Source organism: Hyphomonadaceae bacterium BL14, assembly GCA_027627705.1.
Classification (GTDB): Bacteria; Pseudomonadota; Alphaproteobacteria; order Caulobacterales; family Maricaulaceae; genus Oceanicaulis.
This window is the reverse complement of the sequence record CP091242.1, coordinates 1,013,472-1,031,209: the sequence shown is the minus strand read 5'-3', so window position 1 is coordinate 1,031,209 and position 17,738 is coordinate 1,013,472. Positions and strand designations below refer to the sequence as shown.

The window sequence follows — 17,738 nt, the reverse complement described above, 5'->3', positions numbered from 1 at the left end:
TATAGCGATACCTGACGCGATTCGCTGGTTTCTGATCTGGGCTAGCCACCGGCGCGCGCTGCGCGCCAGGCCACCGCCAGCCGCATGAAGCCCTCCGGGGCAATGGTCTCTGCTCGCACCCCCGGGTCAATGCCCGCGGCCTCCAGCAGGGCTTCTGTGGACACTGCCGCCCGGGCAGCGGCCTGTGCGAGCGAGCGGCGCAAGGTTTTGCGGCGCTGGCCAAACGCGCTTTCAGTAACGATGCGAAGGGCTTCCAGATCGCCAAATCGGTGCGCGTCGGGCAGGGGTTCGAGCACCACCACCGCGCTGTCGACCTTGGGCGGCGGGGTAAAGGCGCGCGCCGGCACGGTGAACGCGTAACGGGCCCGGGCGACCGATGAGACCAGAATGGCCAGGCGGCCGTAGGCCTCTTCGCCGGGCGCGGCCACGACGCGCTCGGCGACCTCCTTCTGGAACATCAGCACAAGCCTGCGCCACCAGGGCGGCGAGGCTTCCAGCCATTTGATCAGCAGGGCGGTGCCCACATTGTAGGGAAGGTTCGATGCCAGCAAGGCGGGGCCGGCGATCAGGCCCGGCTCGTCGGCTTGCAGCGCGTCGGCTTTGACGATGTGCAGTCGCCCGGGTGCCGCTTCGCCAATCTCTTCCAGCGCAGGCAGGAAGCGGGCGTCGCGTTCGATGACCGTCAGGCGCGGCGCGCCGGCGGCGAGCAAGGCGCGGGTGAGGCCGCCGGGGCCAGGGCCGACCTCAATCACGTCCAGCCCTGTCATGTCGCCGCACAGCCGGGCGATCTTGCCGGTCAGATTGAGGTCCAGCAGATAGTGCTGACCAAAGCGCTTGTCCGCGCCAAGGCCATGGCGCGCGATCACGTCACGAAGCGGCGGCAGGGCGTCGAGGCTCATGACAGCGCCCCCGACCGGCAGGCGGCCATCTCTGCGGCCAGCCGCAAGGCGGCGATCAGGCTGTCAGGCCGGGCAATGCCCTGGCCGGCGACATCGAACGCTGTTCCGTGGTCTGGGCTGGTGCGCACGATGGGCAGGCCCAGCGTGACATTCACCCCGCCATGGAAATCCAGCGTCTTCACCGGGATCAGGCCCTGGTCGTGATAGAGGCAGATCGCGGCGTCATAACGCGCCCGGGCCTCTGCATGAAACATGGTGTCCGGCGGCAGGGGGCCCGCGATGTCCAGCCCTTCAGCGCGCAGCGTCTCGAGCGCGGGCGCCAGAATGTCGATCTCCTCGCGTCCCAGCGCACCGCCTTCGCCGGCATGGGGGTTCAGGCCTGCCAGCGCCAGCCGGGGGCGGGGTATCGCGAAATCCTGCCTGAGCGAATGCGCAACGATGCGCGCGGTCTGAACAATGGCTTCGGGTGTGAGGGCATCGATCGCCTCGCGCAACGGCCTGTGGATGGTCACCAGCGCACACCGCAGCCCGCCGCCCGCCAGCATCATGACCGGGCCGCGTGGTCCGGTAACAGGTGCGCACGCCGTGAGGTGAGCCAGATACTCGGTGTGCCCCGGAAACGTGAAGCCCGCCTCGTAGAGGCGCGCTTTCGAGACCGGATTGGTGACCAGCGCTGAGGCGTCCCCCGACAATACGGCTGTCACACCGGCGTCAATGGAATCGAGCGCCGCTCGCGCGCCGTCTGCAGCGGGCAAAGGCATTACCGGCAGGGCGTCAGCAAAGGCGGCTGAAGCCTCGACCCAGCTGGCGACCGGTTCAGGGCGCGGCAGATCCAGCAGGCGGGCGGCCTCAAAGGCATGAGCAGGATCGGCCAGCAGGGCAAATCGGGGACCGCAATCACGCTGCGCCTGCCAGGCTTTGAGCGCGATCTCCGGTCCGATCCCGTCAGGATCGCCCAGGGTCAGCGCGAGCGGTGCGGTGGTCACTGAATGTCGCGGATATCGACCGTCGCTTCGCGGCGCAGGTCTCGCAGCCAGCGCCGGCCGAGAAGGCCCAGCTGCTGGTCAATGAGCTGACGCTCGATTTCCTGCGTCGTGGGAACGCCGGGGCCGGTCAGCTCGCGGCCACACATAACAAAAACCTGCAGCCCGGCACCGGTTTCAAGAACGCTCGTTGCCTGGCCGGCCTGAAGGCCGCTCACCGCGTCACGGATCTGCGGCACCAGAGCGTTCACGGCCACAGCGCCCAGATTGGAAACAATCACGCCTTCGACACCCGACATGGCACCCGCCACATCATCGCAACCGGTCAGGTTGGCTGCAGCGCGCGTCATCGCAGGCCGCGATGCATCGGTGATGCGCGAGTTCGGCACGGTCGCCTGATACAAGCTCAGTTGTTCAACCACCCGGCCTTCGCGCCGGTCGATGAGCGCCACGATCATATAGCCGCCGGGCACACGGATCGGATTGGAAATGGAGCCGGGCGGCATCTGCCGGGCGACTTCCAGCACCTGCGGGCGCATGGAGGCGGCTGTCACATAACCGGTGTCGCCCCCCACCGCCGCGCTGGGCGCGGCGGAGAATTGCTGGGCGACCGACTGCAGGGGCACTTCGTCGCTTTCGATAATGCTGTAAATCGTGCGCACCGTTTCGAGCGCGCGCTCTTCGCCGCCCGCGCCGGAGGGTGCCTCGATCAGAATTTCCAGCATGCGGAATTGCTGCTGCTGGGCGGCTGAGACCAGCCGCTCCATGGCAACTTCGATCTGTTGATCGGACACGCGGATGCGCGGGCGGAACCGTCCGCTGGTCAGGATCTGCCAGGCGATCTCGGCGCGCACCTGACGGCGCAATGTCTCGATTGGAACGCCGGCACCGGCCAGATCGTTCTGCAGCACCTCAAGCGACTCGCCGCTGGACTGGGCGAGATTGGACAGGGCGTTGTCGATTTCTTCCTCTTCGACCACCAGCTCAAACTCGGCGGCGGTCTGCAGCTGGATGCTTTCCTCGATCAGGCCGCGCAAGGCCTGGTCCAGCACCTGCGCCAGAATCTCCTCAGTCGGCTCTACGCCGGCCGAAAACAGGATAAGGCGCATGCGGTCGCGCACGTCGAGCGTGGTGATCGGCTCGTCATTTACGACGGCCGCAATACCCTCGACGATCTGCGCACGCGCAACGGGCGCGGCCATCACGAGCGCCGCGATCAGAATTGCGAAACGCAAAAATCGGCTCAGAAGCATGCGGTCAACCACCCTGTTTGGTCTCTGGCGCAAGATACCCATTGCGCGCTCAGGTGCAATCGCGGGACGCTGCAGGTCAGCCGTCCTCGGTTGCGGCGAGGAAGAACAGGCCTGCCAGCGTGAAAAGCGCTGGGGCTGTCCATGACGCGGTTATCGGATCCAGCGTGCCGGCCGAGCCCAGGCCCAGCAAAAGCTCCTGGAAGAAATAAAGAAGAAAACCGACCCCGGCCCCTGCAGCAGCAAAACCGGCTGCGCCGCCGAGCCGGTGGAGACGCAACGTCGCTGTAATCGCCAGCAGCGCCGCTGCGAACAGGAGCAGGGGCTGAGCCAGCAAGCTCTGCCAGCGCAGCTCATAAGGCCGGCTCGACAAGCCCGCCTGGCGTGCGGAATCGATGACGGACGGCAGACGCCAGAACGACACACCGCCGGGTGAGCGCACCCGCTCGAACAAGGCCTGACCGCCAATCTGGGTCGGCAGGGACACATCGCCAAGCGTCTGCAGCGGGTCACCAGGCAAGGCTTCAAGCGCCCGAGACAAAAGCCAGAACCCGCCGCGAAGCTCGGCGCTCTCGGCCATCACCGTGCGCTCGAGGCGCGGAATGCCGACACTGTCTTCGAGATAGTAGCGAAACACCGGCTCGCGCAAGGTCGAGGCGTCCGGGTCGATGCCCGCCGCGCCGATCACGATGAATCCGCCGGACGTTGCCTCGCGCAGCCAGATACTGGTATCGGATGCCGATGGCCCGGCGCGCGCGTCGACATAGGCGTCGCGCAAGCTCTCGAACCGCGCGTTTGCCGCAGCGCTCAACGGGTTCAGAACCGCCGCACCCAGCAGGCCGGCCAGCAATGCAAGCAGGCCTGCCGGCGCGAGAATGCGCCAGGCTGAATAGCCGGACGCGCGCATGACAATCAGCTCGCTGCGCCGGTTCAGGCGAAAAAACGTGAACAGGACCCCAAACAGTACGATGAATGCCAGCGTGTCCTGAACCAGAAGCGGGGTTTTGAGCAAAGTGAGCTCAAGCGCCTGCAGGGCACCGACATCTGCACGCCGTGAAATGTCCCGTGATGTCTCGACAAAATCGATCAGGACGATGACAGCGACGATGACACACGCAGCGCCGATCACCCCGGCCAGGGTTTGCCAGAAAATATAGCGGGACAGGCGCGTGGTGATCATGCGGCCTCCGCAACGGGGCGTTGGTTCTGACGCATCCCGCGATTCGGCCGCGCAATGAGCCAAAGAGCCGCCGCCGCGCCGATGAGCGGCACGGCGTATTGCAAGGCGTTGAGGTCGGTGTTGTTCGAGGCCCCGGCTTGCACGGCAAAGCCGGCCAGACGCAGCAGAAGCGCCGAAGCGCCAGCGATCAGAATGAAGCGGGTATAGCCGGTGCGCCGGTGCTCCACAGAAAGGAAGGCCGCGGCAGCAATCAGCGCGAACGCCAGGTTATAGAGCGGCGAGGCGAGGCGGTAGTGTCCCTCGGCGGCCAGATCGGCCGGGTGCCGGGCGCGGGCCTTGTCAGCCGCGCTCGGGCGCAGGAGTTCAGGAAGGAACCGGTCGCTTTCCTTGAAGAAGAAAGCCGACGATGTGTCGATAAAGGCACCCAGACCGAACTCGTAGCGATCAAAAGTCAGGCTCGCCAGCGTGTCGGATTCATCAAGCTGGGTCAGGACGCCGTCTTCCAGCAGCATAACCGGGCCACGGTCGCTGCGGGCGATGAAGGCCCGGCGCGCGGCATAGGCGGTGGCTGATGCGCCGCGGCTGTCTTCAATGAAAACACCATGCAGGACCTGGTCCTCGCCGATCTCGCGGGCATAGAAGCTGACACCGTCACCCATGGTGATGAATTCGCCCGGGCGCATCAGGCTGGCGGCGATGTCGGTGCGAATCTCGAATACCTGTTCGCGCATCTGGCGGAAGCTGGCGGGCTGGACGAACAGGTTGATGACCAGATTGAGCAGAATCGCATAGGCGGCGAGCCGAAGGAATGGGGTCAGCCGCTGGCGCCGGCTCATGCCGGCCGCAGCGCCGATGATCAGTTCGGAATCACTGTTGAGTCGGTTGAATGCCATGGCGCAGGCGATGAACACCGCCACCGGTATCAGGAGCGCGATGACCTGAGGCATCGCCAGCAGGGTGATCCACACAAAGCGCAAGGCGGCGTCGCGCTGGTCAGCGACCAGGTCCAGATTGGACAGCGACTGCGTGAGGACGGCCAGCCCGCCCAGTGCAGCGATCGCGCCCAGAAAAGGCCAGAGCGCCTGTCGGAAAGCATAGCGCTGAAACAGGGTCATATGGCCGGCTCGGGAGTGGAGGGGCGCGAAGGTGCGTGTGATGACCCTGTCTTCTAACCCGGCGTGCGATGCGATACCACTGGCGAAGGCGTGCTACATTCATGCGCTGCAGGGCTTGCTTGCTGCGCGTCCCGTCCGATTGCCGAAAGGAAGCCCATGAAAATCAAATTCAACGAAATCGCTACAGGCGATGCGATTGCTGCACCGGTCTATACCGGAGCGGCCCTGTCGGACGCTGCGAAGGCGCTGGACGCCGAAGCAGGCGGTGCCATCACCCGAGCGCTGAAAACCTCGCGCTTTACCGGCGCGCCAGGTCAGGTGTTGACGCTGTCGGCACCGGCCGACATGCCGGCGGCGCGCCTTGTCCTGTTTGGCCTGGGCGACAAGAAGACGCTCAATGGAAACGCACTCGAGCAGGCGGCGGCCGGCGTTGTGAAAAGCCTTTTGACCACCGGTGCCAGGATGGTGTCGGTGCGGATGGATGGCGTAGCTGATCTGGAGGGTGTTGCGCGCGCCGGTCTGGGTGCCCGCTTGGCCGCCTATCGCTTTGACAAATATCGCACCCGGCTCTCGGACGACAAAAAACCGTCCCTTGAAGCGCTCGAAATGGTCGTCACCGACGTGAAAGCCGCCAAGAAGGTCTGGAAGGAATGGGAGCCGGTCTGCGACGGCGTCGAACTGGCCCGCGACCTTGTCAATGAAGCGCCGAACTTCCTCGGCCCTGAAGAGTATGCGCGCCGCGTCAAGAAGCTCGACAAGCTCGGGCTTGAAATCGAGGTGCTGGGCGAAGCGGCCATGAAGAAGCTGGGCATGAACGCCCTGCTCGGTGTCGGACAGGGTTCAGCGCAGGAATCCCAGTTTGTCGTGATGAAATGGATGGGTGGCAAAGAAGGCGATCAGCCCATCGCTTTCGTCGGCAAGGGTGTCACGTTTGACACCGGCGGCATCTCTTTGAAGCCCGGCGAGAAAATGGACGAGATGAAGGGCGACATGGGCGGGTCCGCCGCCGTGGTCGGCCTGATGACCGCCCTGGCAGGCCGTAAGGCGAAGGCCAATGTCATCGGCGTGATCGGGCTCGTGGAAAACATGCCTGATGGCAAAGCCCAGCGTCCGGGCGACATCGTGACCTCGATGTCCGGCCAGACCATCGAAATCCTCAATACGGACGCCGAGGGGCGGCTCGTGCTGGCCGATGCGCTCTGGTACACCCAGAAGGAATTCAAGCCGAAGTTCATGATCGATCTGGCGACTTTGACCGGTGCGATTCTGATTGCGCTCGGCCATGAGCACGCAGGCATTTTCACCAATGATGACCGGCTGGCCGATCAGCTGTTCAAGGCGGGGAAGGCTTCTGACGAGGGCGTGTGGCGTCTGCCGCTGGGGCCGGAATATGATCGCCAGATCGACAGCGACATTGCCGACATGAAGAATATCGGTCAGGGGCGTCTGGCCGGGTCCATAACGGCGGCTCAGTTTCTCAAGCGCTATACCAATGACGTCCCCTGGTGCCACATCGATATCGCCGGTACGGGCATGTATTCGGGCTCCAAGGACCCGCGCCTGCCGACCTTCGGCACGGGCTTTGGCGTGCGCCTGCTCGACCGTCTGGTGCGCGATCATTACGAACCATGATGTCAGCCCTGCGCTCTGGTGCCGCCATGCGGGCCGGAGCGCAGGCCTGTCCAGCCTCGGGATAATCCGGTGAGCGAGTTCTGGTTCTATCATCACGAGCGCGCGCGCATCGCCGACACTTTGCCTGAACTGCTCCAGAAACTGCTCGGGCGGGGCGGGAAAGCCGTGGTGGTCAGCCCGCTTGAGGCACGCATTGACAGTCTGGATCAGCATCTCTGGACGTTTGCCGATGACAGCTTTCTGCCTCACGGACGCGCTGACCGGCCGCGTGCGGAGCAACACCCTGTTGTGCTGTCACAGGTGCCAGAGAATCTGAACGAGGCCACCATGATGTTCTGCCTCGACGGTGCTGATCCCGGACCAGACATGGGCTGGGAGCGTGTCGTGATCCTGTTTGAATCAGATGACGAGGCGGCGATGTCCTGGGCGCGCGGGCTCTGGAGCGCCCGGAAAAAGTCTCAAACGCCGGTATCTTACTGGAAACAGAACACGTCGGGCCGCTGGGAGAAGTCAGCATGAAACGCATGATCGCCATTTGTCTTGCCGCGATGTTCATGACAGCGTGCCAGACCATGCCGGACCCGACTGACAGCGCCGAGCCGGATTATCCGGTCGTTGACCGCACCGGCGAAGGGCGCGAGTGCGCTGCCGAGCAGTATCAGGTCCTGGTGGGGCAGAGGGTTTCAGAAGTTCACACAGACAGCCTGCCGTCCCCGCGGCGGATCTATGCGCACGGCGATCCTGTCACCATGGATTACCGGCCGGACCGTCTGAACATCGTCACCGATGAGCGCGGCGTCGTGATCGCGGTGCGCTGCGGTTGACAGCACCCGGAAGGCCCAGACGACAACCCCCGGAGCTTGGGCAAGCTCCGGGGGCGTCAGGCAGTCAGGGTTCACAGGCTTGCGCCTGACAGGGCGGCCGGAGGTTGGGGGACGCTGCAGCACCGCCACTGTCCGAACACTTTGGCACCAGGCCCTTCAGAAATGAAATCGATAATTTCTTGGCCTTCGATAGCAAGGGTCTATGGGGTTTGGATGCGGTTACGCAGCCCCTTTGCTTAAGGCGAACTGGGCGACATTGACGCGCCCGGTCCGGAAGCCGGCCTCGCAATAGGCCAGATAGAATTCCCACATCCGGCGGAACCGTTCGTCGAATCCGAGCGGCTGGAGATCGCGCCAGGCATGCCGGAAGGATTGCAGCCACGTATTCAGCGTGCGCGCATAGTCCTCGCCGAACTGCTCCATGGCGTCAAAACTCAAGCCGGCCTGATCGAATTGCTCGCGCAGCTTTGTCACACTCGGCAGGACCCCGCCGGGAAAGATGTAGCGCTGGATAAAATCGGTACGGCGTGCGTAGCTGTGGAACAGATCATCGCGGATAGTGATGATCTGCAGGCCGGCGCGGCCGCCGGGCTTGAGCACCTCCCCCACCTTGGAAAAGAAGCTCGGCCAGTATTCTTCGCCGACCGCCTCAAACATTTCTATGGACGCCACGCGGTCATAGCGCCCGGTTTCATCGCGATAATCCTGCAGCTTGATGTCCACCTGGTCGGACAGCTGGTGGCGTTGCATGCGCTCGAGCGCATAGTCGCGCTGCGACGGCGACAGGGTCAGGCAGGTGACCTGCGCGCCAATCTCCTTGGCCGCGTACTCGGCAAATCCGCCCCAGCCGCAACCGATCTCCAGAACGCTGTGGCCGCGCTTCAGGTCGATGGACCGGGCCAGCGCGGCATATTTCTCCCGCTGGGCATCCTCCAGGCTGGTTTCGGCAGTTGGAAACCGTGCCGACGAATAGGTCATGGAGGGGTCGAGCCAACGCTCATAGAATTCATTGCCCAGATCGTAGTGGGCCTCGATATTCTTGCGCGCGCCGCTTTTGGTGTTGGCGCGCAGGCGGTGATAGATCCAGTGCATGAAGCGGGTCACGGGGCCGCCCGTTGCGATGCTCGGCATCTGGTCGAGATTGTCGGAAAACACCGTCAGAACGGCTGGCAGGTCCGGCGTGGTCCAGTCCCCGTCCATAAAGCTTTCGGCGAAGCCGACATCGCCGCCGGACAAGACCTTGCGCACAATGGCGTAGCTGGCCAGGTCCATGCGTGCCTGATGTCCGGTCGCGGCCCCCTCAAAGCGCAGCGCCGTTCCGTCCGGCAGGACGACGGTCAGAGAGCCGCTTTTCAGCTTCAACAGCATGCGCAGCGCGAAGCGCGCCATGCGTGGCACGCCCTTGAGGCTGTCGATGGCGGCGCTGTCGGCACGCAGGGCACCCTGGTGAGCAGTCATGTCGGCGGGCTTGGTCATGGAGGCTCCGTCGCGTCTCGGCTCGAGACTGAATTTACTGGTTTTTCGGGTTGTGGCCAAGCGAAGCCGGAGGGCGCGCGTCGGACAGGCGGGCGAGGGTGGGCGCGTCAGGCGGTTCGGGGTGGCGTACATAGCGCGCCCCGCGCAGCCAGAGTTTGAGGGCTTCGAAGTGGATGGCGGTGATGGTTTTCAGCGTGGAAAAGGGTTGGCTCGCGAACAGCCTGGCCAGCGCAGCGCCGGTCAGCGCCGTGCGTTTCATGGCCATGGTGGCCAACAGATCCGGCCCGTCTTCACGGTGTTTCAGGATGGTCAGCTGAAAGCGTTCGCCGGGCGCGCGCAAGGTGAACTCATACCGTCCGCTCACATCAAAAAAGGGCGAGACGTAAAAGACTTTGTCCGCCTCCTGACGCTCGGGCGTCGTTCCGGCGCAGGGCGCGACATAGGCGTGCCGGTCGCCGAACGTATTGTGCACCTGATAGATCACGCCTTTCAGCACGCCGTCTGACCCCTCGGCGAAATAGACCGAGAGCGGATTGAACACATAGCCAAACACGCGCGGCGAGCAGAGCAGGCGCAGGCGGGCGTCACCAATGGCAATGCCCGCCTCGTCAAACCGCGCGCGCGCCCAGGCGGACAGGGACGATCCGTCCCGGGCCCCATGATCACGCTGGCGGAAAGCGAACAGATTGAAGCGCTCTACCGAAAACAACCGGCTCATCCGGCCCGCCTCGCCGAGCCGGTCCAGATCAATCAGGATGGAGGCAATCCGGTAGCGGAACCTGTGCAGGAAGGGGGCGCGCCGCTCGTGGACCGTATGGCCGACATAAAGCTCTACCGGGGCAGGAACCGCTGTCATTCGGCGGCCGTCACACCGGATGTGCGGCGCTGGGAGCGGTCTGCGGCGGCCGCTGTCCCCCACGCACCGCCCGAGATGTCCCCGTCTGCAAACGCCCACGGAACCTGACCGCCCAGACGCAGCGCGGCCCGCAGCCCGGCCCGCAGGCCATCTTCGTGGAAGCCGTATCCCAGCCACGCGCCGGCGAACCAGGTGTGCCTGACGCCCTGGATGCGGTTGAAGATGCGCTGTGCGGCAAGGCCCGGCGAGGTGAATTGCGGGTGGTCATACTCATACCGTCCGAACACCTTGTCCGGATCGGGTTCGCGCGCCGGGTTGAGCGTGACCAGCAGCGGCTTGTCCGCGTCGATCCCCTGCAGCCGGTTCATGTCGTAGGTCACAGACGCGCCCTCATGGCCCGCTTCACGCAGATAGCACCAGGCGGCGTGGGCCCCCTTGCGGCGCGGCAGCAGCGTGGTGTCACGGTGCAGAACCGCGGTATTGGCCGCGTAGGGAATGGCACCCAGCAGTTCGCGCTCGTCCGTATCCGCGTCGGCAAGCAGGGCGAGCGCCTGGTCAGAATGGCAGGCCAGGATCACTTCGTCGAATCGGTGCGCGGTGCCGGTGGCATCGGTCACCTCGACGCCACGGGAGTCGCGGCGCACGCTGGCGGCGGCACCCGCGAAGGCGCAGCCGGCCGAATCCAGATCGGCCACAATGCGCGTCACATATTGCCGGCTGCCGCCCTTGACGGTTTGCCATTTCGGCCGACTGGCGTGCATCAGTCTGTGATTGTTGAAGAATTTGACGAAGGCTTCAGCGGGATAGTCCGCCATGGCGCTCTCGGTCGAGGACCAGATCGCGGCACCCATAGGCAGAAGATAGCAGACCCGGAACTGCTCTGCGGCACCGATCTGGTCGAGATACTGGCCAAGCGTCAGCCCGTCGAGCTTGCCGGCAGCCAGATCGCGCTGGGCGCAGGCGTTGAAGTGCAGGATATCGCGCAGCATGCGCAGGAATGCGGGGCGAAACAGATTGGACGGATCGGCGAACAGGCCTGACAGCCCATTGGAGGACCATTCCAGCGTCTGATCCAGGCTGAAGCCGAAGCTCATATCGGTATGAAACGTGCCCACGCCCAACTCGGCGAACAGGGCAGTCATGTTGGGGTAGTTCAGTTCGTTATAGACGATGAAGCCGGTGTCTACGTCGATGGGTGTCCCGTCATAATCGATGGTCACCGTGTTGGCGTGGCCGCCCAGCCGGGAATCTTTCTCGAACACGGTCACGTCGTGCATGGTGCGAAGCGCCCATGCGGCACCCAGGCCGGATACGCCGGCACCAATGACGGCGATCCGCGAACGGCGGGTCAGAACCGGCTCGATAGAAGTCATGCTGCGTCCTTGATTGTCTCAAACGCCGCAAGCGCGGCCTTGCGCGCTTCGGCATGATCTACGATCGGAAGAGGATAATCGGTCCCCAAACTCACCCCTGCACGCGCCAGTGTAGCGCGGTCAACTGTCCATGGCGCGTGAATCGCTTTCCCGCGCAATCGTGCCAGCTGTGGAATCCATTTACGCACATAAGTCCCGTCCGGATCGAACTTTTCGCCCTGAGACACAGGATTGAAAATGCGAAAATACGGCGCGGCGTCCGCACCGGAGCCGGCGGTCCATTGCCAGCTGGCGGCATTGCTCGCCAGATCGGCGTCCACCAGCGTGTCCCAGAACCAGGCCTCGCCTTCACGCCAGTGAACGAACAGGTCCTTGATCAGGAAGCTCGCCACGATCATCCGCACCCGGTTATGCATCCAGCCGGTATGCCAGAGCTCCTTCATCCCGGCGTCGACGATCGGGTAACCGGTTTCGCCGCGGGTCCAGGCGGCAAACTGGTCACGGGTTCCGGTCCACTGAAACTTGTCGAACCGGGGCTGGAAATTGGCGTCAGGCAGTTCGGGGAAGTGGTACAGAAGATTATAGCTGAACTCGCGCCAGCCGATTTCACTCAGGTAAGTGCGCCCGCCATCGGATTGCGCCAGCCCGGCTTCGCGCACGGCCTGCCAGACCTGTCTTGGCGAGATTTCACCAAAATGCAGATGCGGCGACAGGCGCGAGGTGCCGTGCTGTGCGGGCAGGTTTCGCGTGTCGGCATAGGCGTTGACGCGCGCCTCGACAAATTCGCTCAGGCGGGACCGGGCGCTGGCTTCGCCGGGCGTCCAGCTGTCCCGCAGTCCGCCCGCCCAGTCAGGCCTGGTGGGCAGCAGCTGCAGCGAGTCCAGCGAGGTGCTGTCTTGCAACGCCGCCCAGTTCAATGCCTTGGGACGGCCGGCCGGTTCTGAGGGTTCATGATTGGCAAGCAGTGATTTCCAGAACGGGGTGAACACCTTGTACGGCGCGCCGGTTTTGGTGGAGATGCTCCAGGGCTCAACGATCAGCGATCCGTTGAAGGAGCGGGCGTCGACGCCGTCCTGTTTCAGGGTGGTCTTGATCGCTTCGTCGCGGGTGCGCGCCCAGGCTTCGTAGCGGCGGTTCCAGTAGACGGCCTTGGCACCGGTCTCACGCACCAGCGCCGGGATCACCTCACGCGCATCGCCGCGTTTCAGGGTGAGGGTGCCGCCCAGCGCCGCGATATCGCGCGCCAGCGACACCAGCGAATGGTGCAGCCACCAGCGGCTGGCGGCGCCGCGCTTCCAGTCTCCGGGTGACACATCGTCAAGGACATAGACGGCCACGAGAGGTGCGCCGGTGGCGGCTGCGGCCAGCAGGGCCGGGTTGTCCGTCAGGCGCAGGTCTTGTCGAAACCAGATCAGAACGGGGGCGGCAGGGGAGGTCATGAGGTCTCAGCAGCGCGCGGCGGGTGACGAAAAAGCGTTTGTATCGTAATACGCAAGGCATGTTCTGGCGGATCAATCCGCCGCTGCGAGCGTGTGCAGCTGCGCGCCTCGCCTGCCGCCTGGAGCCGCTGCCCGTGTCTGTCGAACCCAATGCCGTCATCCGTCTTGCCCGCCCGCGCACCAGTGATCTGGAAATCGGCAATGCATTGCCGCTGGTCCTGATCGCAGGTCCCTGCCAGCTCGAAAGCCGGGCCCACGGGCTGGAAGTGTCTGCCGCGCTCAAGGAAATGGCTGACCGTGTGGGGATCGGGCTGATCTACAAAACCTCGTTCGACAAGGCCAACCGCACCAGCCTGAAGGGCCAGCGTGGGCTCGGCCTTGAAGCGTCACTGCCGATCTTCGCCGAGATTCGCGAGACCACGGGTCTTCCCGTCCTGACCGACGTGCACACGGCCGAGCAATGCGCCATCGCGGCCCAGGCTGTTGACGTCCTGCAGATCCCGGCTTTTCTGTGCCGCCAGACCGATCTCCTGATCGCGGCGGCCGAGACTGGCAAGGCGATCAATGTGAAGAAGGGTCAGTTTCTGGCACCCTGGGATATGAAGAACGTGGTCGAAAAAGTCACCAGTGCCGGCAACCCCAATGTGATGGCATGCGAGCGCGGCGTGAGCTTCGGCTATAACACGCTGGTCACCGACATGCGGGCGATCCCCATTCTGGGCCGGATCGGCTGTCCGGTGGTGTTTGACGCCACGCACTCGGTCCAGCAACCCGGCGGGCAGGGCGGCTCCAGCGGCGGTCAGCGCGAATTTGCGCCCTATCTGGCGCGCGCCGCGGTGTCTCTGGGCCTTGCGGCGGTGTTCATGGAGACGCATCCGGACCCGGACCATGCGCCGTCTGACGGACCCAATATGATCCCGATCAACAAGTTCGAGGCCATCATGCGTGACCTCAAGGCCTTTGATGCGATGGCAAAATCCAGTCCGGTCACAGCGCTTTAGCCCGGGAGGCGCCCATGCAGCGCGAGCGCGCCGCCCGACTATTGTCGCTCATTGCGGGCCAGCGCGCCCTGGTGGTTGGCGATCTGATCCTTGACCGGTTCGTCTACGGGCGCACCGAGCGCATCTCGCGTGAAGCGCCTGTCCCGATCCTGTCGGAAACGCGCCGCAGCGTGATGCTGGGGGGTGCCGGCAATCTGGCGCGCAATATTGTCAGCCTGGGCGGCAGCGCCATCCTGGTTTCGGTGGCGGGCGATGACGCCGAAGGCGCAGAAGCCGCCGCTCTGGCGCGCGAGGCGTGTGGCGAGGCCGCCTTGCTGGTGACGGAAGCGGGCCGCCTGACGCCCGCCAAAATCCGATATGTGGCGCAGAACCAGCAGATGTTCTGCGTGGATCGCGACCCGGGATCTGCGGTCGGCGCGCCGAGCGCCGAGGCGGTGTTCGACGCGGCGGCAAGCCGTCTGGACGAGGCCGGAGTGCTGATCCTGTCAGACTATGGACGGGGCCTTTTGACGCCGTCGTTGACAGCCCGGCTGATCGCGGCGGCGCACAAGGCCGGCGTGCCGGTGAGCGTGGACCCGCGCGGGTCGGGCTATGAGCGTTATGACGGCGCGATGGTGATCAAGCCCAACGCCGCCGAACTGGCCGCCGAGACAGGCCTGCCTGTGGGCGATGATGGGGAAACCGAGGCCGCTCTGCGCGCGCTGCAGGCGCGCCTGCCGCAGACCCGCGCTTTGCTGGTCACACGCGGTGCCGCGGGGATGACGCTGCTCACCGATGACGGAATGCTGCATCACCAGCGCTCGCGCCAACGCAGCGTGTTTGACGTGTCGGGGGCCGGCGATACGGCCCTGGCCGCGCTGTCACTGGCCCTGGCCGCTGGCGTGGAACTGACCGAAGCGATGGCGCTGGCCGATCTGGCCGCTGGTGTCGCGGTGGGCAAGGCCGGCACGGCGGTGGTGACCCCTGATGAGCTGATCGAGGATGCGTCGGGTGGCCATGCCGCCCCGGACTGGCGCATTCTGGACCAGGACAATGCGGCGCGCCTGAGCGCGCGCTGGCGGGCCGATGGGTTGCGCGTAGGCTTCACCAATGGCTGTTTTGACCTGCTGCATCCGGGTCATCTGTCGGTGCTGCGTCACGCCGCGTCGGTTTGCGACCGGCTGGTCGTTGGGCTTAACTCCGACGCCTCTGTCGCGCGCCTCAAAGGCCCGGACCGGCCTGTGAATGACGCGGCGGCGCGCGCCCTGATGCTGGCGTCGCTGGAGATGGTGGACCGGGTTGTGGTGTTCGAGGACGACACGCCCGAGGCATTGATCCGCGCGCTTGATCCCCATGTCATGGTCAAGGGCGCTGACTATATCGCGGATGATTTGCCCGGCGCGGCCTATGTCAAATCGCGTGGCGGCGAGGTGGTGCTGGCGCCGTTGGCGGCCGGCCTGTCCACCACGACGATTGTGAATCGATTGAGGGGCAAGGCCCCTGGAGGAAATCTATGAGCGCGAGTTTCTACGAGCGTCTGTCCGACACTCTCAAGGAGATCGAAGCCGATGGTCTCTACAAGCGCGAGCGGGTGATCACCTCCCAGCAGTTCTCGCAGATTTCTGTTCAGTCTGAAGGCGGTAGCCAGGATGTCCTGAACTTCTGCGCCAATAATTATCTGGGCCTGGCCAATGATCCGCGCCTGATCGAGGCCGCCAAGACGGCGCTGGATCGCTACGGGTATGGCGTGGCCTCGGTGCGCTTCATCTGCGGGGCGCAGGACGTCCATCGCCAGCTGGAGCGGCGCCTGGCCGCCTTCACAGGCCACGAGGACGCGATCCTTTACGCCGCCGCCTTCGACGCCAATGGCGGGCTGTTCGAGCCCTTGCTCGACGAGCACGACGCCATCGTGTCCGACGCGCTCAACCACGCCTCCATCATTGATGGCGTGCGCCTGTGCAAGGCCAAGCGCTACCGCTATGCCAACTCGGACATGGATGATCTGGAGGCCAAGCTGAAGCAGGCGCGGGCGGACGGCGCGCGCACCATTCTGATCGTCACCGACGGCGTGTTCTCCATGGATGGCTATATCGCCAACCTGTCCGGGATCTGTGATCTGGCCGAGCGCTATGACGCGCTGACCATGGTGGACGACTGCCACGCCCACGGCTTCATGGGCGCCAAAGGCCGCGGCACGCCGGAGCATTGCGGCGTCATGGGCCGCATCGACATCGTCACCGGCACGCTGGGCAAGGCGCTGGGCGGTGCCATGGGCGGGTTCACCTGCGCGCGTCAGAGCGTGATCGACATGCTGCGCCAGCGCTCGCGCCCCTATCTGTTCTCCAACTCGCTGGCCCCGGCCATCGCCGGTGCCAGCCTGACCGCGCTGGACCTGGTGGAGCGCGGCGATGATCTGCGCAAGCGTCTGTTCGATAACGCCAAACGCTTCCGTGCGGGCATGACAGATGCCGGCTTCACGCTGCTGCCCGGCGAGCACCCGATCATCCCGGTCATGCTGGGCGATGCGGCCCTGAGCCAGCGTATGGCCAATGCGCTGATGGATGAAGGTGTCTACGTGATCGGCTTCTTCTTCCCCGTGGTGCCCAAGGGCCAGGCCCGCATCCGCACCCAGATGAGCGCGGCGCATACGCCAGAGATGATTGACCGTGCTGTGGCGGCGTTTGCGACAGTGGGGCGTGAGCTGGGGGTTATCTGACTATCCCGCCCGCCGTCAGCAATCTCTCCGCCGCTTCGCTTGCGGGCAGGCGGCCCGAGGCGACGGCGCGTTCCAGCTCCCCGGCGGCGGATTTGACGGATGGATCGGCTTTGAACGCGTCCAGCACGCGGCTCTCCACCATCGACCACAGCCAGCGCACCTGTTGACCCGAACGGCGCTGCGCCATGACCCCGGCGCGCTCCATTATGTCGCGATGGGTGGTGATGACGTCCCATAAACCGGCGATTCCGTCACCGGTCAGGGCCGAGCCTGTCAGCACTTGCGCGGTCCAGTGGGGCGAGGCCGGGGCGAGCAGGTGCAGCGCCGCTTCCAGGTCGCGGGCGGCGCGCCGGGCGCGCGTGGCGTTATCCCCGTCCGCCTTGTTGACGAACAGGATTTCCGCCAGTTCCAGAAGGCCTTTTTTGATGCCCTGAAGCTCGTCGCCCGCGCCCGGCAGCATGAGCGCGACGAACACATCTACCATGTCGGCGACGACCGTCTCTGACTGGCCGACGCCAACAGTTTCAACAATAACAACATCATAACCTGCCGCCTCACACAGCAGCATGGTCTCGCGTGTCTTGCGGGTGACGCCGCCCAGCGTGCCGGCGCTGGGTGAGGGACGGATGAAGGCGGCGGGGTTAGTCGCCAGCGCGCCCATGCGCGTCTTGTCCCCCATGATCGACCCGCCCGTACGGCTGGAGGAGGGGTCGACGGCCAGCACCGCCACCTTGCGGCCAAGCCCGGTCACATGGGTTCCCAGCGATTCAATAAGGGTGGATTTGCCCACCCCCGGCACGCCGGTCAGGCCGATACGCCAGGCACGGCCGGTCTGGTCCATGATGTCGGTCAGCAAGGCGCGGGCGCGGGCCTGATGGTCGGAGCGTGTTGATTCCACAAGGGTTATCGCCTGCGCAAGGGCAGTGCGGTTTCCGGCGGTCAGGCGTTCGGCGAGCGGATCCATGCCGGGCATGGTCTAGGGTGTCAGCCCGGCTTGGCAAGCGTCAATTTGAGC

Annotated in this window: 16 protein-coding genes; 6 read left to right on the top strand and 10 right to left on the bottom strand. The window is 64.8% G+C overall.

What is annotated here, in order from left to right:
* Positions 1–41 precede the first annotated feature (41 nt).
* The 5 genes from rsmA to L2D00_04865 form a co-directional block, all read right to left on the bottom strand.
* Positions 42–899, bottom strand: a complete 858-nt coding sequence (gene rsmA, locus L2D00_04885) for a 16S rRNA (adenine(1518)-N(6)/adenine(1519)-N(6))-dimethyltransferase RsmA (GenBank protein WBQ14023.1) — start codon at positions 897–899, stop codon at positions 42–44.
* Positions 896–1,885, bottom strand: a complete 990-nt coding sequence (pdxA, locus tag L2D00_04880) for a 4-hydroxythreonine-4-phosphate dehydrogenase PdxA (GenBank protein ID WBQ14022.1) — start codon at positions 1,883–1,885, stop codon at positions 896–898. The genes rsmA and pdxA overlap by 4 nt, the downstream gene beginning before the upstream one ends.
* Complete coding sequence (locus L2D00_04875; protein WBQ14021.1) at positions 1,882–3,117, bottom strand: peptidylprolyl isomerase; 1,236 nt, start codon at positions 3,115–3,117, stop codon at positions 1,882–1,884. The genes pdxA and L2D00_04875 overlap by 4 nt, the downstream gene beginning before the upstream one ends.
* 94 nt (positions 3,118–3,211) lie before the next feature.
* Positions 3,212–4,312: an LptF/LptG family permease gene (locus tag L2D00_04870; GenBank protein WBQ14020.1), complete on the bottom strand. Its 1,101-nt coding sequence runs from the start codon at positions 4,310–4,312 to the stop codon at positions 3,212–3,214.
* On the bottom strand, positions 4,309–5,427 hold the full coding sequence (locus L2D00_04865) for an LptF/LptG family permease (protein WBQ14019.1): 1,119 nt from the start codon (positions 5,425–5,427) through the stop codon (positions 4,309–4,311). Before L2D00_04865 ends, L2D00_04870 begins: the two co-directional genes overlap by 4 nt.
* A gap of 156 nt (positions 5,428–5,583) precedes the next feature.
* On the opposite strand from L2D00_04865, the gene L2D00_04860 reads away from it, so the two are divergent.
* The 3 genes from L2D00_04860 to L2D00_04850 all read left to right on the top strand — a co-directional run bounded on the left by L2D00_04860 (position 5,584) and on the right by L2D00_04850 (position 7,883).
* Positions 5,584–7,059: a leucyl aminopeptidase gene (locus tag L2D00_04860; protein WBQ14018.1), complete on the top strand. Its 1,476-nt coding sequence runs from the start codon at positions 5,584–5,586 to the stop codon at positions 7,057–7,059.
* A gap of 69 nt (positions 7,060–7,128) precedes the next feature.
* Positions 7,129–7,578: a DNA polymerase III subunit chi gene (locus L2D00_04855; protein ID WBQ14017.1), complete on the top strand. Its 450-nt coding sequence runs from the start codon at positions 7,129–7,131 to the stop codon at positions 7,576–7,578.
* On the top strand, positions 7,575–7,883 hold the full coding sequence (locus L2D00_04850; GenBank protein ID WBQ14016.1) for a hypothetical protein: 309 nt from the start codon (positions 7,575–7,577) through the stop codon (positions 7,881–7,883). Before L2D00_04855 ends, L2D00_04850 begins: the two co-directional genes overlap by 4 nt.
* Positions 7,884–8,102: 219 nt before the next feature.
* Here L2D00_04850 and L2D00_04845 read toward each other — a convergent pair whose 3' ends face one another.
* From L2D00_04845 to L2D00_04830, 4 genes are read right to left on the bottom strand one after another with little or no spacing between them, the layout of a single operon-like run.
* Positions 8,103–9,359 carry a cyclopropane-fatty-acyl-phospholipid synthase family protein gene (locus L2D00_04845; GenBank protein WBQ14015.1) on the bottom strand — a complete coding sequence of 419 codons (1,257 nt, stop codon included), beginning with the start codon at positions 9,357–9,359 and terminating at the stop codon, positions 8,103–8,105.
* A gap of 34 nt (positions 9,360–9,393) precedes the next feature.
* Entirely contained in the window at positions 9,394–10,215 is an 822-nt protein-coding gene (locus L2D00_04840; GenBank protein WBQ14014.1) for a DUF1365 domain-containing protein, read from the bottom strand.
* On the bottom strand, positions 10,212–11,588 hold the full coding sequence (locus L2D00_04835; protein ID WBQ14013.1) for an FAD-dependent oxidoreductase: 1,377 nt from the start codon (positions 11,586–11,588) through the stop codon (positions 10,212–10,214). The genes L2D00_04840 and L2D00_04835 overlap by 4 nt, the downstream gene beginning before the upstream one ends.
* Positions 11,585–13,027, bottom strand: a complete 1,443-nt coding sequence (locus tag L2D00_04830) for a DNA photolyase family protein (GenBank protein ID WBQ14012.1) — start codon at positions 13,025–13,027, stop codon at positions 11,585–11,587. The genes L2D00_04835 and L2D00_04830 overlap by 4 nt, the downstream gene beginning before the upstream one ends.
* Positions 13,028–13,161: 134 nt before the next feature.
* On the opposite strand from L2D00_04830, the gene kdsA reads away from it, so the two are divergent.
* From kdsA to L2D00_04815, 3 genes are read left to right on the top strand one after another with little or no spacing between them, the layout of a single operon-like run.
* The gene (kdsA, locus tag L2D00_04825; GenBank protein ID WBQ14011.1) at positions 13,162–14,028 is read left to right on the top strand and encodes a 3-deoxy-8-phosphooctulonate synthase; all 867 of its coding nucleotides are present in this window, start codon (positions 13,162–13,164) and stop codon (positions 14,026–14,028) included.
* 14 nt (positions 14,029–14,042) lie between these two features.
* Complete coding sequence (rfaE2, locus tag L2D00_04820) at positions 14,043–15,524, top strand: D-glycero-beta-D-manno-heptose 1-phosphate adenylyltransferase (GenBank protein WBQ14010.1); 1,482 nt, start codon at positions 14,043–14,045, stop codon at positions 15,522–15,524.
* On the top strand, positions 15,521–16,723 hold the full coding sequence (locus L2D00_04815) for a glycine C-acetyltransferase (protein WBQ14009.1): 1,203 nt from the start codon (positions 15,521–15,523) through the stop codon (positions 16,721–16,723). The genes rfaE2 and L2D00_04815 overlap by 4 nt, the downstream gene beginning before the upstream one ends.
* Here the strand turns inward: L2D00_04815 and meaB are convergent.
* Positions 16,716–17,696, bottom strand: coding sequence for a methylmalonyl Co-A mutase-associated GTPase MeaB (gene meaB / locus L2D00_04810; protein WBQ14008.1), 981 nt, complete (start codon positions 17,694–17,696; stop codon positions 16,716–16,718). The genes L2D00_04815 and meaB overlap by 8 nt on opposite strands.
* Positions 17,697–17,738: the final 42 nt, after the last annotated feature.